The organism is Bacillota bacterium (assembly GCA_009711825.1).
GTDB lineage: Bacteria > Bacillota > Proteinivoracia > UBA4975 > VEMY01 > VEMY01.
The window spans coordinates 38,579-53,661 of the sequence record VEMY01000011.1 but is presented as its reverse complement, the minus strand read 5'-3'; the positions used below and the strand labels follow the sequence as shown (position 1 = coordinate 53,661).

17 protein-coding genes and 1 tRNA gene are annotated in these 15,083 nt (G+C 49.1%); 12 read left to right on the top strand and 6 right to left on the bottom strand.

The window, feature by feature from the left end:
• The 4 genes from FH749_06180 to FH749_06165 all read right to left on the bottom strand — a co-directional run.
• The coding region (locus tag FH749_06180) for a hypothetical protein (GenBank protein MTI95064.1) at positions 1-892 on the bottom strand (892 nt) is incomplete at its 3' end.
• A gap of 109 nt (positions 893-1,001) precedes the next feature.
• A complete protein-coding gene (gene cysK / locus FH749_06175; GenBank protein MTI95063.1) occupies positions 1,002-1,910 on the bottom strand; it encodes a cysteine synthase A in 909 nt (302 codons plus the stop codon).
• A complete protein-coding gene (gene cysE / locus FH749_06170) occupies positions 1,900-2,499 on the bottom strand; it encodes a serine O-acetyltransferase (GenBank protein ID MTI95062.1) in 600 nt (199 codons plus the stop codon). Before cysE ends, cysK begins: the two co-directional genes overlap by 11 nt.
• 128 nt (positions 2,500-2,627) lie before the next feature.
• Positions 2,628-2,702, bottom strand: a tRNA-Val gene (locus FH749_06165).
• A 119-nt stretch (positions 2,703-2,821) separates the two neighbouring features.
• Between FH749_06165 and FH749_06160 the strand changes: the two genes are divergently transcribed.
• Entirely contained in the window at positions 2,822-4,987 is a 2,166-nt protein-coding gene (locus FH749_06160) for a M20/M25/M40 family metallo-hydrolase (GenBank protein MTI95061.1), read from the top strand.
• 27 nt (positions 4,988-5,014) lie between these two features.
• Positions 5,015-5,875, top strand: a complete 861-nt coding sequence (locus FH749_06155; GenBank protein MTI95060.1) for an HAD family phosphatase — start codon at positions 5,015-5,017, stop codon at positions 5,873-5,875.
• Positions 5,876-5,924: 49 nt separating this feature from the next.
• Here FH749_06155 and FH749_06150 read toward each other — a convergent pair whose 3' ends face one another.
• Complete coding sequence (locus FH749_06150; GenBank protein MTI95059.1) at positions 5,925-6,617, bottom strand: manganese catalase family protein; 693 nt, start codon at positions 6,615-6,617, stop codon at positions 5,925-5,927.
• 115 nt (positions 6,618-6,732) lie between these two features.
• Between FH749_06150 and FH749_06145 the strand changes: the two genes are divergently transcribed.
• From FH749_06145 to FH749_06135, 3 genes are read left to right on the top strand one after another with little or no spacing between them, the layout of a single operon-like run.
• A complete protein-coding gene (locus FH749_06145) occupies positions 6,733-7,179 on the top strand; it encodes a hypothetical protein (GenBank protein MTI95058.1) in 447 nt (148 codons plus the stop codon).
• Positions 7,180-7,205: 26 nt separating this feature from the next.
• Positions 7,206-7,880 (top strand): TIGR01906 family membrane protein, encoded by a 675-nt coding sequence (locus tag FH749_06140; protein MTI95057.1) that lies wholly within the window; start codon positions 7,206-7,208, stop codon positions 7,878-7,880.
• Between the two features lie 46 nt (positions 7,881-7,926).
• Positions 7,927-8,655 (top strand): Mrp/NBP35 family ATP-binding protein, encoded by a 729-nt coding sequence (locus tag FH749_06135; protein ID MTI95056.1) that lies wholly within the window; start codon positions 7,927-7,929, stop codon positions 8,653-8,655.
• Between the two features lie 65 nt (positions 8,656-8,720).
• Here the strand turns inward: FH749_06135 and FH749_06130 are convergent, their stop codons facing one another.
• Positions 8,721-9,194, bottom strand: a complete 474-nt coding sequence (locus FH749_06130; GenBank protein ID MTI95055.1) for a flavin reductase — start codon at positions 9,192-9,194, stop codon at positions 8,721-8,723.
• A 122-nt stretch (positions 9,195-9,316) separates the two neighbouring features.
• Between FH749_06130 and FH749_06125 the strand changes: the two genes are divergently transcribed.
• From FH749_06125 to FH749_06095, 7 genes are read left to right on the top strand one after another with little or no spacing between them, the layout of a single operon-like run.
• The gene (locus tag FH749_06125) at positions 9,317-10,093 is read left to right on the top strand and encodes a hypothetical protein (protein ID MTI95054.1); all 777 of its coding nucleotides are present in this window, start codon (positions 9,317-9,319) and stop codon (positions 10,091-10,093) included.
• Positions 10,094-10,129: 36 nt separating this feature from the next.
• Positions 10,130-10,549 (top strand): DUF296 domain-containing protein, encoded by a 420-nt coding sequence (locus FH749_06120; GenBank protein MTI95053.1) that lies wholly within the window; start codon positions 10,130-10,132, stop codon positions 10,547-10,549.
• Positions 10,550-10,561: 12 nt separating this feature from the next.
• Positions 10,562-11,044, top strand: a complete 483-nt coding sequence (nrdR, locus tag FH749_06115; GenBank protein MTI95052.1) for a transcriptional repressor NrdR — start codon at positions 10,562-10,564, stop codon at positions 11,042-11,044.
• Positions 10,920-11,723, top strand: coding sequence for a Crp/Fnr family transcriptional regulator (locus FH749_06110; protein ID MTI95051.1), 804 nt, complete (start codon positions 10,920-10,922; stop codon positions 11,721-11,723). The genes nrdR and FH749_06110 overlap by 125 nt, the downstream gene beginning before the upstream one ends.
• Positions 11,710-12,321, top strand: coding sequence for a hypothetical protein (locus tag FH749_06105; GenBank protein MTI95050.1), 612 nt, complete (start codon positions 11,710-11,712; stop codon positions 12,319-12,321). The genes FH749_06110 and FH749_06105 overlap by 14 nt, the downstream gene beginning before the upstream one ends.
• 11 nt (positions 12,322-12,332) lie before the next feature.
• Positions 12,333-13,739, top strand: coding sequence for a TldD/PmbA family protein (locus FH749_06100; GenBank protein MTI95049.1), 1,407 nt, complete (start codon positions 12,333-12,335; stop codon positions 13,737-13,739).
• A complete protein-coding gene (locus FH749_06095) occupies positions 13,729-15,081 on the top strand; it encodes a TldD/PmbA family protein (protein ID MTI95048.1) in 1,353 nt (450 codons plus the stop codon). The genes FH749_06100 and FH749_06095 overlap by 11 nt, the downstream gene beginning before the upstream one ends.
• Positions 15,082-15,083: the final 2 nt, after the last annotated feature.

Genomic DNA, 15,083 nt, shown 5'->3' with positions numbered 1-15,083 from the left:
ATGATTTGCGGAGCAAGTGAATCGCAGCTGAAAAGAATTTTTCATTGGCGTACACACAGTTTATAGGGTGAAAACTGATTTGCTTGCAGGTTACGGGCGATTTGCCTGAAGTGTGGAGAATTTTTATTGCTCCAATATCGGGGAGATTCTCACAGATTGTAAACGGGTCTTTACACCCAATCACCAAAGGGATTTCGCGGATACCCCCTGCTTTAACCACCTCAATCAGGATGGGGGGCAAGGTGTCTTTAATAATCAAGATACCGTGGATAAATCCATCTTTAATGAGTTGCGGAAGCAATGGATCTGAAACATCAAAACCAATGTAATTCAGACCTTTTGCCTGTAGTTTGCGGTTGATTTCATTCTGATTGCAAGAAGTTATCACTCCTACCAACGGTTGTGCGGAACCGTAATTGCAGATATTGTTCAGGGTCATGCCGCTGAGGGCAAATACAGCATTGGAGAGCGTAATCTTCCGGACTGAATTGAAGTTCCCGGAAGAACCCGGAATCGGAATTTTAACGATATCACGTCCGCCTAGTGGTGTGATGCCGGGGTCACCCACCAAAAATTTCGGAATCCCAAATGGAAAGCCGGAAAAGACGGCATCGTGTAAGGATGTATCGCTTTTGAGGCCGGAGCTGAGAAAGAGGACTCCATCGACTATGCCCTGGGCATAAAATTTCTTAGTCATTTTTTCTATTGCCACGGCCAGCTCCGAATTGTCAAACAAATATTGCACATCAGCACGATTCAGATCCGCATTACAACTTTCATTGCCTAAATTCACCGTGATTACCCGCACACCGGTAAAGCTGAGCATATCATGGATAAACTCAGCTTCCGGCTGCCATCGTGCCAGGTCGCCAATGAGCATTATTTGTTTCATTTGATCCCCTCCCGTCGAGTATAACTATACATACGCAGGGGGGGCACGGAGTATAACATAAAACGGGCCGACCCGATTATGCTTCGGTCATGGCCCGTTTTTGCACATTCTATTGTGAAAATAACTCAGTTGATAAATAACGTTCTCCGGTATCCGGGGCCAGGGTGACGACATTTTTGTCCGAGCCCAGAGTATTTGCAACTTCGGTGGCTGCCCAGATGGCAGCACCGGATGAAATGCCTGCCAACACCCCTAGCTTTCTGGCCATTTTTCGGGCTGTTGCAAAGGCATTTTCGGCTTCAACCGCAATGACTTGATCAATCAGGCTGGTGTCTAGCACCGCTGGAATAAAGCCAGCGCCGATGCCCTGAATAGGATGGGGCCCCCCTTGCCCGCCGGCGAGCACGGGAGAAAGGGAAGGCTCCACAGCGAAAATTTTCAATTCAGGGATTCGTTCTCTGAGGTAGCGGCCAATGCCTGTCAAGCTGCCGCCGGTGCCGACCCCTAAAACTAGCGCGTCGATTTTTCCCGCTAATTGCTGATATAGTTCGGGGCCGGTTTGGGAGTAATGGATAGCAGGGTTGGCTGGATTGGAAAATTGATCTACATGCCAGTAATTTTTATTCTCAGCCACAAGTTCGCTGACGCGCTCAAGCGCTCCCTTCATGCCTTTGCTTCCGGGAGTTAGCTCCAGGCGGGCGCCATAGGCAGCTAATAGCTGGCGGCGTTCAATACTCATGGTATCCGGCATCACCAGAGTTAAGGGTAGGTTCTGGGCCGCCGCCGCCATTGCCAGGCCAATGCCGGTATTGCCACTGGTAGCTTCAATAACGATAGTTGCTTCAGTAATGAGACCCTTGGCTTTTCCCGCTTGCAGCATCGCGGCGGCGATTCGATCTTTAACACTACCGCCGGGATTGGCGTTCTCCAATTTTACCCAAATCGCTGCCGCCTCCGAGTTTTCACAATATTTGAGGATGGGAGTGTTGCCGATTAAATCAGTAATCTTAGTTTTCATGTTTTGCCTCCAGCAGTTTTTCCAGGTTTTCAACTCGGGAACGGAGTTCGGAGAGTTCACAACGGTGAATACGTCTGCCGCGTTGAACCGGGACCGCAGGAACCCCAACCATTGTCGTTCCCGGCGCCACATCATGCATCACTACCGCCCCGGCGCCGATTCGGGAGTTTTCACCGACATGAATTGGCCCCAGTACTGTGGCGCCAGCGCCAATCAGGACATTTGCGGCCACAGTGGGATGCCGCTTGCCCTTATCCTTGCCGGTTCCGCCGAGGGTGACACCGTGATAGATGCGTACATTCTCTCCAATTTCTGCCGTTTCCCCGATTACGATACCCATTCCATGGTCGATGAAGCAACTGGGGTGAACCTGTGCACCGGGATGAATTTCAATTCCTGTGATAAAGCGGTTTAGATTGCTGATTACTCTTGCCAACAAACAGAATCCCAGTCGCCACAGCCAGTTGGCGGGATAATGCAGCATCAGGGCATGAAGACCGGGGTAGCAAAAAAGTACTTCTAATACCGAGCGGACAGCCGGGTCATGTAAACGAATTGTCTTGATTTGCATAAGGAAAAAAGTAAACATTATCTTTGCCTCAATTCCTAGTAAAATGCTCTGTTTTTTTGCTGTGAGTATACCAGCATCAGCTCGGGGTGTCAATATTACTAAGGGGATAAAAAAACAGGGCTTTTCGCCCTGTTATGCATGAAAGGTGGTGGGGCTGGCGGGTTTCGAACCTGCGGCCTCTTGAATGTGAGTCAAGCGCTCTCCCACTGAGCTACAGCCCCATAACATTATTATAGCAAGTAGGTATTGTATATGCAAAGGGATGTGTAGATAAATTTTGGCAAACCGAATATAATCAATATTAATCCAGGCAGTTCAGGAATGAAGGGGGTAATCACCGGTGAAGATTGCAATTGTCTATAATCACGACAGTCAGGCGATTATTAATTTGTTTGGCGTTCCCAACCGGGAGAAGTACGGTTTGGAAACGATTGACCGCATAAAATCTGCGCTTGAGGCTGGCGGTCATCAGGTTCAGGCATTTGAAGGGGATAAAAACATCATCCATGCATTAGAGGATTTTATGCCGGCTGTAATTTCCGGCGAGCGGCCGGGACTGGTTTTCAATCTCAGCTACGGCATCCAGGGGCGAGCCCGCTATACTCATATACCGGGTATTTTGGAGATGCTGGGCATCCCCTATGTCGGCTCCGGACCCGAGACCCATGCAATCGCACTGGACAAAGTACTGACGAAGATGGTTATGCTGCAGAAAGGGTTGCCCACCCCCAAATTCGCCGTTTTAGAAACGCCGGATTTTCAGTTTCCACTGCCTGAAGGACTGAAATTTCCGTTAATCGTAAAACCCAAGGATGAGGCGGTCTCCATGGGATTGAGGATTGTGCGCAATGCCGATGAACTGAGAGAAGGAGTGCGCACAATCTATGAGACCATGGGCGCCGTTACGCTTGTCGAGGAATACATCGAAGGTCGGGAAATTAATGTTGGCTTGCTTGGCAATTCACCGGTGGAAGCGTTGCCGCCGGTAGAGGTAATTTTTGAGCGCGGGGAGGCAATCTTTACCCATGAGGATAAGGTTGGGCAAAGTACCGACAGGATAAAGAAGGTGTGTCCTGCGGACCTCAGTCCCGACCAAATTGCACAAGTCCAAAAGTTGGCTGTTCAAGCTTTTAAAGCTCTGGGCTGTTTTGACAGCGCTCGGGTCGATTTCCGCTTGGACCGGGCAGGAAACCCTTACATTTTGGAGATCAACTCCATGGCCAGCTTGGGACCTGGCGGGTCATATGTTATGGCCGCGGCCCAAAAAGGTTTGGATTATACGGCGCTGACGAACCGATTAATTGAGATTGCCAGCCAACGATATTTTGGTCCTTTGATACCGGAGGCTGGGAAGCTGGACCAGGTATCAGATGTGCGACAGTCCGCTTTTACATATCTGGTGCAAAATCGGGATTATCTAGAGGAAGAATTGAAGGTTTGGACAAATCTTCAAAGCAGAACCGGGGATCCCACTGGATTAGGAACGGTGTTAAGAAAATTTGAAGCTGAAATGAAATTATTGGATATGGAGTCCAACGCCCAGTTTACCAATCGTCAATCGGCGTGGACCTGGCAGACCCGCTCCGGTTTAGCGGGGGGAACGCTGTTGGTGCTGTGTATTGATGTCCCACGGGAGATAAATAGCTTGCAAGTGCCTTTCCGCCGGGAACCTGAATGGTTGTATGGCGAGGGTGTGGCCTCCAGCCGGGCAGGTTTGACTGGTGTTCTGTTCGCACTGAAGACATTACTGTCGACAGACTCTTTGCATGAGAAACCGGTTGGGGTATTTGTTTATACAGATGAAGGCCGGGGCATGCGCTACTCCAGTTCGTTGCTACAGCAAGCCGCTTGCCAGGCAGCAAGGGTGATTGTGTTTCAACCGGGTTTTCAAGGGGGAAAAATTGTTGACCAGCGCCGGGGGCTGCGGAAATTCAGCATCCTGGTTGAAGGCGCCTCCCGCCGCATTGGCTACCGCCGAGGGGCGGAGGATATTATGAGCTGGTTTTTGAAACGGGCCACAGAGCTTGGAACACTAAGCCAGCCCAATCAGCAATTGAGTTTAGCTGTTCAGGACGTACAATCTGAACGCTATAGCGTTTTGCTTCCCCATAGAATACGGACAACAGTGTATATAACATACCTCTGCTCCGAGCTGGCGGACGCGGCGGAAGCTGAGATTCGTCGCCTTTTCACTTCACCGGCAGATGAACTTTCAGAAACTGTCTGCTATGTGGAAAAACTTGAAGAGCGCCCAGCCCTTAACCGTTCACTTGTCAATCAGGATTTGCTGTCACTGCTCAAAAGAATCAGTTTCGAATGGAAGCTGCCCTTTGGAACAGAATCCGGGCTGCTCCCGTCGGCAGCAGGAGTGATCCCGCCGGAAGTGCCTGTTGTTTGCGGCTTTGGGCCTGCCAGCAGGGACTTGTTCACTCCTGATGAATGTGTGCATCGGGGCGAGTTGCTCCAACGCACCCTGTTGTTGACCTTGGCTCTATTGTCGGTTTAGGTCTGCTCATCGGGCCAAGAATATGTTATGATGGTTTTAGAATTTCTCGGGAGTGGAAAATGCATGACAATCAAATTAGTGGTTACAGATTTGGACGGCACCTGTCTTAACAGCGAAAAACGGGTGTCAGTGGCCAATCGCCGGGCAATCTCCGCTCTCCATGAGCGGGGGATTATGGTGGCGATTGCCACCGGTCGAATGGACAAGAGTATTTGGTCTTTGGCCAGGGATTTGAAAATTGATTTGCCGTTGATATCCAGTAATGGCGCCCTGGTTCGCGATATGCACAGCGGTGAGATAATTTTTGAAAACCCCTTGCCTAAACCGGCGTACAGAAAGATACTGGACAGCTGCCAACAAGCTAATGCCCATTGGATTGTAACTTGTGGCAATGATTTCATCGTCTCTGCACCGGATAATCCCCGCCTACCGGCAGTGGAACAATGGAATTCTACCCTTGCTCCGGATGAACGGGTGGACATATTGACCACAGATGACCCGTATACCGTGATCAATTCCGATGTGACGGTCTATAAGTTGGTGGTATATTCGCAAACGCCACAATTTCTGGCCGGACTTGCGGAAGATTTTTCGTCAATTGAGGGAGTAGCTCCTGTTTTTACAGACCATACCCTGTTGGACATTTGTGGCGCAGGAGCAGATAAAGGACGGTCGGTTGAAATACTGGCAACAAAGCTAGGTCTCACAAGCGACCAGGTGATGACAATCGGGGACCAACAGAACGATATGAGCATGTTGAGCTGGGCAGGTCTTGGCATCGCCATGGGCAATGCCACTGATGCAGTAAAAGCAATCGCAGATGATGTAACAAGCACCAATGACCAGGACGGACTGGCTCTGGCGATTCAGAAGCATCTATTGTCCTAAACTCCAGGAATTATAACAGCCGCTCTTTTTGTGAGCGGCTGTTGTTGTGCTAATGTTGTCCGGGAGGTCGCTGCGGACTGTTAAATGATGGGGACTGAGGATTTTCCAGTTTTTTGCCCACATAGTTTCCTGGTGTGGACAAATCGAAGTAGAGACGTGCATCCTCGTCCACCCCCCAATCCCGGGTCGAGCCAGTGTCTTGGACTTTTTGAAAGCATTCTCTGAACATAGTATTATGGGCTTCTTCGCGGTTGAGCAAAAAGTCAATCATATTGCGGACATGTTTGTCATTGATTTGCCTGTAAAGCAATTCATAAACGACCTTCGCCCTCTGTTCAGCCGCGATGTTGGACAAGAGATCAGCGGGTAAATCACCGGTAACATTGATATAACCGGCTGTCCATAATTGTCCGGACGCATTGTTCAGCATCGGGTTGAGCCCAGTGAGAACATGGGCTTCAATATTGCCCACTGTCGCATTGACCGCTTGGGGGTCATGTCCGTTTAGCAAGTTGATTGCTGTGGCCACCATTTCCATGTGACTTAGTTCCTCGGCTGCTATATCCAGAAATATATCTTTTATCTCCGGATCTTTAATTCGAAAACTTTGGGCCAGATACTGCATAGCCGCTTTTAGTTCACCTTGAGGTCCGCCCAGTTGCTCTTGCAGCATTGCAGCATAGTTGGGGTTTGGCGCCTCTACTTGAACATTCTCCAATAATTGTTTTTCATGCTTGAACAAAATATCACCTCCTGCACTTAAACTTCCAAAATTTTTTATGTAATATGTGAGGAAATACTGTTGTCTTTTGGAAACCAATGCTATACCATTTTAGTGGCAGGTATAGCTCCTGCTCATGCCGAAACTATCAGACGAGGTGATGAATATGCTGCGCAGGGTGTTCCCCGCAATGATTTTGAGTATTTTGCTTATATTGGTGGCCGCTTGTTCGCCCCTGGACTCTTTGGAACGATATCGAACCGGATTGTTGGAAACATGCGTGCAGACTGAATCATATCTGGATTTAGCTGTCAAAGCAGATTCCATCGACGACGCCTTGAGTTATGCTGAAATTGCCCGGCATTATATCGAAGAGGCGTTGACAATCGAACTCCCTGAAGACGTGGATTCTAATTTGCGTTCTGCCCATGCTGCCTTGTTTACACAGATAGAAGCGCTTGACAGCTGGCTTGCTGGACTTAATACTGACTTTGACAGTACCCTTGGCGCTAAACATCTAAAAGACCTGCGCGCAGTACGCCAGGAACTGTTTTTGGTGCTAGACGACTTGGATGTCCAGTGACATGATGCGGGGAGGAGAAACAAGGTATGTTAAAAACCAAAATTGGTCTTTTATTATTTGCAATCTTTTTGTCGCTGACAGTGCTGTTAACTGCGGTGGAATTGGTGGCTTTTAACATCAATCATTATTTGAGCGCCTATGAGCGGCACCAGGTGGTTGAAGCCACCGGAATGGATATGGAAAATCTCGAGCATGTTACACGGGAGATTATTAACTATCTGCGGAACCGTCAGGATGTCCTTAATCCCCAGGCAGTTGTTGATGGTGAACTGCGCTATGTTTACGGAGAACGTGAACAACTGCATATGGTAGACGTAAAGGATTTGTTTAACGCCGGGCGTCAGGTGCGAAATTTCAGTGTGCTTGCGCTCCTGCCGCTTTCCATCTGGTTATTTGCCGGGCGACACCGCGAGAGAAGGATTTTTAAGGGAGTGCTCACGGCCTTTTTAATCAATGCTGGTTTGTTGTTGGTGCTTCTGGCATTGATGTTTATAGATTTTAACCAAGCTTTTACTTGGTTTCATTTGCTGCTCTTTGACAATGATTTGTGGCTGTTACCGTGGTCATCGCTGATGATCCGCATGCTGCCGGAAGTGTTTTTCTTTGAGTCCGCTGTGAAGATACTTGCGATTCATTTTGGTGTCTTATTGGCTTCCACACTTGCTTGTTATGCCCTGTACAAAAAAAAGGGTGAAAATTAAGCAATTGTCACATGCTATATACAGATGATGACAGGAGGTTGAGAACATGAGTTTCAAACACATGTTAGCAATTGCCAGCGGCAAAGGCGGGGTAGGCAAAAGCACAGTTACTGCCAGTCTCGGCTTGGCAGCTGTAGCAGCCGGACACAGTGCCGGCATTATTGATGCTGATTTGCACGGCTACAGTATTCCTCAAATTATGGGCGCCGATACGCAACCATATTATGATGAAAATGAGAATCTGTTTCCCGGGGAAGCAGGCGGGGTAAAGATTGTCTCCATGGGGTATTTTGTTGAAGATAATCCGGTGATCTGGCGTTCACCCTTGTACAGTCAAGCTCTGAACCAATTTGTTAATGATTTTACCTGGGGCGATGTGGATTTGTTATTGCTGGATCTGCCTCCGGGCACCGGTGATATGCCCCTCAATGTTTTGCAACGTTTTCCTAAAACACATATCCTGGTTGTAACAACTCCGCAACCGGCCGCGGCGGAAGTTGCTGCCCGGGTCGCGGTGATGGCTGAGAAGATGAATGCCAGTGTATTGGGTGTTGTAGAAAACATGTCCTGGTTTGAATGCGAGGACTGCGGACATCGGCATGAACTGTTCGGGGCCGGAGGGGGAGCGAAGATGGCCAAAGATTTAAATACCGAAGTCCTGGGTCAATTGCCGTTGCGACCTGACCTCCGGCAAGAAGCCGATGTCGGCCAGTTACAGCTCAGATCTGAGTTCTCGGAGGTATTTGACAGAATCAAAACTAAATTAAATATGTAGACGTTGTTAGGGGCAGCAATGGAAGCACTAAGACCCTGCGTGAGCAGGGTCTTAAATGTGCGACTTTATAGGGATATTAAGTCTCGGTCCACAAAGACCAGTGGTCTGTGCTTTTGTTCGGAAGCTACTGCCCCAGTCACTTCCGCCACGTATAGCACATGGTCGCCATGTAGATTCTCTTCGATAACTTTGCATTCCAAGTTGAGCAAGGCATTTTTTATCCAAGGTGTTGTCAATGCTTCACTATTTACTATTTCCAACCCGGCGGCCTTGATTTTATCAGGTTCCCGGGTTTGATGATGTCCGCAAGTTCTCGCCACAGTTTCTTGGTCACCCCTTAATATGGCCAAGGTGAACTTTTTTTTGGCGGCTAAAGACGGTGTGACCGATGTTTGGGGAGCAATACTTAGAGCAATTAACGGCGGGGTGCGTGAAATTTGAGTAAACCAGGATACTGTGATGACTTCTGGTGGCTGCAGCACAACTCCCACGGGGCAGGGGATTCGATCCAGAGCAGTCTGGATATCTGACATTTTCATCAGCTCCTTTGCAACCCTAGTATTGGTAGCTCAGGAGTAAATAATTCCTGCTTCGGGGAGGGAAAGGTTTTCCGAAAAGCGAATATATACTAACTGAGCTTGTGTGTTTGGAGGTAACGACAGTGAAGCTGCCATTGATTTTACGGAGGAACAAGGCGGAAATTCGTACCGCCACCATGACAATATTCGAGAAACCGCTGCATACATACTTTGTTTCCCCACATGTTCCGACAATCTCTAGACAGCGGGCAGCCTTGGCAAAAGTTGGTCATTTGGGCATCGCGCCCAGCATCTGTAAAGAGTTTCGCCTACGTGGTTTCAATGTTTTGATGGCAAATCACATGCGACTGCAGCCCTATCAACCCCGTCTGCTCGAAGGGTCGCGGGCGGAAAAAATTCAGTTGATTCGCCGCCTGGGGGCTGCAATTGGGATGGGTCATTCAATTCGTGAAGAACGGATTGGCCTGTTGGGCAGCAACACTAAACCATCTGTGGCTGCAATGTTACATCACCTAAATAATATGAGTATGAACGGCGGACGCAAGCGCGAAGTGAGTGAGATTATCAGTAGTTTGTGGACTGAAAGCGGTGGTGCTTTGGTGCTCAATTTTCGTCAATGGCCGCAAGTTAATTTGGCTGACGGCGCTTTATTTTTCATGGATTTTTCCCGAGCGATGATCTTTGATCCCCTATGGGACTTGGCGCGGCTTAACCCCGGAAGTATTGGTTTAGAAGAACTTTTTTTCTGGGAATACTTCCTCCAAGGGTATTGTGCAACTGGGGAACTGCCGGCCAATTGGAAGGAACGGTTGGAGGTATTGACAGGTATTTTGTCCTTGCACTCCAAAACTGCTCGACCGGCGGATTTAAGACGCAAGTGGTGGAAACAATTAATATAATTCAGTAAAAAATTTAATAAACTCGGAGGTAAAGCTATGTATAGTTTTAATATTGAAAGGGTTTTGGTCGGACTGTTGCCGGCGGGAGGCGATCTCTTGTCAGAATTGGAGAGCTTGGCGGTCCGGGAAAATATCGAAGCTGCTGATGTGCAGTTAATCGGGTTCGCCGACGGGGCGACTTTCGGGTACTATGATTCAAAGAGCCAGGAATATATCGAGAAAAAGCTCGCTGGCGAGCTGGAAATTATTTCAGCGGTGGGTAATATCAGCATTAAAGACGGTAAACCCTTTGCCCATTTGCATATAGTGCTAGGTGACGAAAAGGGCGAACTCCGCGGCGGGCATGTTCTGCCGGGAACTAAAATTCTTGTGGCAGAAACGAGGATTACCGTTCTTGCCGGTGGCAGTTTGGTGCGTCAACATGACCGCGATACAGGGCTTTGGTTGTGGAGATAAGGGGGAGTTAAATTGCGTTGTCCGTATTGCAATTTTCTAGAAAGCAAGGTGGTGGACTCCCGGCGCACTGAAGATGACGCTGAGATTCGCAGACGTCGGGAGTGTCTGCACTGCCAAAATCGCTTTACTACTTACGAACGGGTAGAAAAGATGCCCATCATAGTTGTGAAGAAGAATGGGGCCAGGGAGATTTTTGACGGCGGCAAATTACTGCGCGGCCTCATCAAAGCCTGTGAAAAAAGACCGGTATCTGTTGAGACCCTGGAACACTTGGTTGACAATGTAGAAAAAGAAATACGTAATCAGCTGGAACGGGAAGTAACCAGCCAGCAAATTGGTGAACTTGTGATGGACAGGCTCCGAACGATAGATGAGGTCGCCTACGTCCGATTTGCTTCTGTGTACCGACAATTTAGCGATGTCGGCAATTTTTTGCGGGAGTTGGAATCATTGGTTAATAAGCAGGGAACAGGAAATACCAACGGGAGTGATTGAAATTTTATCCGAATTAAAGAATATAAAGCTCTTTTCCAACATACCCCTGGAGCAGGTGAAACAGCTTGCAGCGTTGGTGGAGCCCAAGACTTACAAAAAAGGCGAATTGCTATTTATCGAAGGGGAACCCGCTCGGGGGTTGTTCTATATTCTCCGGGGTAGCGTACAGATGAGTAAAACCAGTATTGAAGGCAAACACCATATATTACAGATATTTGGCCGCGGCGAAGTGTTGGCCGAGGCTGTTCTTTTTTCTGATGCTCCTTATCCAGCCACCGCTGAGGCCTTGGAATCAACGGAAGTTTATTTTATAAGCGTGGCGGGGGTAACGGATCTGATTTTAGAACAGCCGTCGCTGGCGCTCTACATAATCCAGGTCCTCAGTGAACGTCTGCGTTCGGCCCAGGAGAAATTAAAGGCCTGGGCTTTCGCCGGCGCTAATGAGCGTGTCGCCCGTTTGCTGCTGGAACTTGCGGTTAAGCATGGTAAACCGGTCCCCGAGGGTATAATAATAGACACCGAGTTAACCCATGGCCGTCTCGCAGCCCTATTGGGATTTACCCGGGAAACAGTGAGCAGAGTTATCAGTGGTTTACGGACTGAGGGTTTAATTGTCAGTGAGAGCAGAAAGATTACCATAACTGATGTAGAGAGACTCGAGCGCTATGCAGACAATTAAGTATATTTGGAGATTGATGCAGGCAGTTTTCGGGTTAGCCCTGCTGGCGCTGGGACTCGCTATGCTGATTGCAGCCGAGGGCCCTGACCCATGGGGCGTGTTTTTGTTGGGATTGCAACGTTTTCTGCCCCTGACCCTGGGGGTTGTCGCCCAAATTGGAGGCTTGGGTCTGATCATTCTGAATGTCGTTTGGGGGCGGAGAATGCCGGGTCTGGCCACAGTTATGAGCATGTTGCTGGTGGGCTGGTTCCTGGACCTGTTTTTGGCGCGAGGCATTGCGCCGGAACCAGCCAGTTTGCCGGTGCAAATATTGGTGTTGGCGTCCGGAATTTTAATTTTTTCCACAGGGATTGTCACTTATGTACGCGCTGGCTTGGGGGAAGGGCCGGTTGAGGCAATGATGTTTGTGCTTAGCAAACGGCTCAAATTACCTGTGGGGCGGGCAAAGGTGCTTCAGGACTGTATGTTTGTTGTGGGCGGACTTTTTTTGGGCACTCCGTTGCGTTTGGGTACACTAATAACTGCCTTTTCAGTGGGACCAGTAACGGGCTGGTTGTTGGATGTTTTTGAGCGCAGAAGCAATGTAAAGTCTGGATAGGAGGTCGTGATTTGCTGGACAGGAATCTTGTTGGCGATGTATTGGCGGAAACACTGCGCTTCGGCGGCGATTATGGAGAATTTTTTTTGGAAGATCGGTACAGTACCAGATTGGGTTTGGTTGGTGGAAAGGTAGAAACCGGCATTTCCGGACGGGAGTATGGCGTCGGCATCCGGGTATTTGCCGGTTATAACTCGGTCTACGCCTACACCAACCAAGTCACGCGCGAGAACCTGCTAACGGTTGCCAGGGACGCAGCTCAGGCCTTAAACAATCAGAATTCATCGGACACGGTGAGGTTTCGCCACGGAGAGTTTGAGAATCAGCATCCAATCAGAATCTACCCAGAGAGCAAAGATCAACGCTATCGGGTTGAGTTAATGCGCACGGCCTATCACGAAGCCAAGACCTATAACGAACTGATTGAACAGGTTCGTATACGGTTTATGGACGAGGATCAGAAGGTGCTGATTGCCAACACCGACGGCGATTTTGTGGAAGACAGAAGGGTACGAACACGGATGGCAATTGAGGCGATTGCCGCAAAGGGATCGGAAAAGCAATCCGGCTTTTACGGCCCGGGCGCCCATATGGGCTTGGAGTTCTATGATAGGATTGATATCAGTGATTACGCTCGGGAGGCAGCTAGAATTGCCGTGACAATGATTCAGGCTGATCAGTGCCCCAGCGGACGGTTCCCAGTGATTATCGACAATGAGTTCGGCGGTGTTATATTTCATGAAGCTTGTGGCCATGGTCTTGAAGCCAGTTCGGTGGCCAAGAAAACCTCAGTATTTGCTGACAAGCTGGGGGAACAGATTGCATCGCCCCTGGTAACCGCCTGGGATGACGGGACAATTGTCAACGCCTGGGGGTCGCAAAATGTTGACGATGAGGGCACTCCAACCCAGCGAACATTATTAATTGACAAAGGCATTTTGCGGGGATATATGGTCGACAAACTCAATGGCAGACGGATGAACATGCATTCCACAGGCTCCGGCCGTCGCCAATCTTACAAGTTTGCCCCCACCTCACGCATGTCCAACACTTTTATCGATGCTGGTGAATCCACGCCCGAGCAAATTATTGCCAACACTGAATATGGACTCTATGCTCGTTACATGGGAGGCGGTTCTGTAAATCCGGCAACCGGCGAATTTAATTTTGCTGTAAATGAAGGATATATGGTGCGAAATGGCAAAATCGCCGAACCGGTACGGGGCGCTACTTTAATCGGCCGCGGTGCTGAGGTTTTGAAGCAGATCGATATGGTAGGAAACAATCTTGCGCTGGGTCAGGGAATGTGCGGCGCTGCCAGCGGTTCAATCCCAGCCAATGTGGGTCAACCTATGCTGCGCGTCTCAGAGATGACGGTTGGCGGCAGAAAGGGAAAAGGGGATCGGCATGAAGCTTGACGAATTCAAAAACAAGACATTTGCAATGGCAAAAGATAAGGGCTTTGATGCAGTGGAATTATATAATCAAAGCGCCAATCAAGTTCAAATTAAAGTTTTTCAAGGTCAGGTGGATGATTTTGCCCGTGCTGATACAGGTGGCTACTCTTTTCGGGGTTTGTTCAATGGTCGGATGGGCTATGCATTTACTGAGATTCTGGATGGAGAAGCTGTGTCCATGGTTGTGGAGGACGCCAAGGCGAATGCGCTAATCATCGATGAAACTGAACAATCTCCGATCTTTGGCGGGTCTGAAAAGTATCCACAGTATGACGGTTATTCGCCGGAATTGGCCGCAGTATCAACAGAAGATCAAATTGATTTTACCCGGGAGCTGGAAGCAAAGGCGCTGGCCGCCGATAAGCGTGTCAAGACAGTGAGCAATTGTGCTTTCGTCTACGGGGAAAGCAAGACAGGTTTAGTGAACAGCCGGAGACTAGAGTTGAGTCAAAAGGGAAACGGTTGTTATTGTTGGCTGTCGGTGGTGGTAGTTGATCAGGGTGAAACCCGCAGTGCGTTTAAATTCAAATCGGAGCGGGATTTTGCTGCGCTGGACGCCAATGCATTGGCGGAGGAAGCTGTTGGAGAAGCAATCGGTCAGTTGGGGGCCAACTCCGTGGCTTCAGGCGCATATCCGGTGATTCTACGTAACCAAGCGGCAGCCAGTCTTCTAGCCGCCTTTGCCGGTATTTTTTCAGCCGAAAATGTCCACAAAAATTTTTCGCTTTTGAAGGGCAAGCTTGGCCGGCAAATAGCCAATTCTCAAATAACGATTATTGACGATCCGTTATTGCCGGACGGACTGTACTCAACGCCTTTTGACGCAGAAGGTGTTGCAGCCCGAAGGAAAGCCATCGTCAATGACGGCACCCTAGAGACCTATTTACACAACCTGAAATCTGCTGCACGAGACAAGGTGGAGTCGACGGGCAACGCAGTCAAGCATTCGTACAAATCAGAGGTCTCGGTGGCGCCAACCAACCTGTTTTTTCAAAACGGCGGAGCAGGTTTCGATCAATTGGTTCAGACCCTGGACTCTGGATTGATTATTACCGAACTTCAGGGAACACATGCTGGAACAAACCCGGTGTCCGGAGACTTCTCCCTGGCGGCAAATGGCTATCTGGTCAACAAAGGAGAGATTGTTTCCCCTGTGGACCAAATTACTGTTGCCGGTAATTTCCTGGAAATGTTTCATAATGTGGAGGCCGTTGGCAACGATTTGGATTTTGGATTGCCCGGCGGTAGTATGATCGGGTCTCCGTCCCTGTTGATAAACGGATTGGCCATCGCGGGGAAGTAACA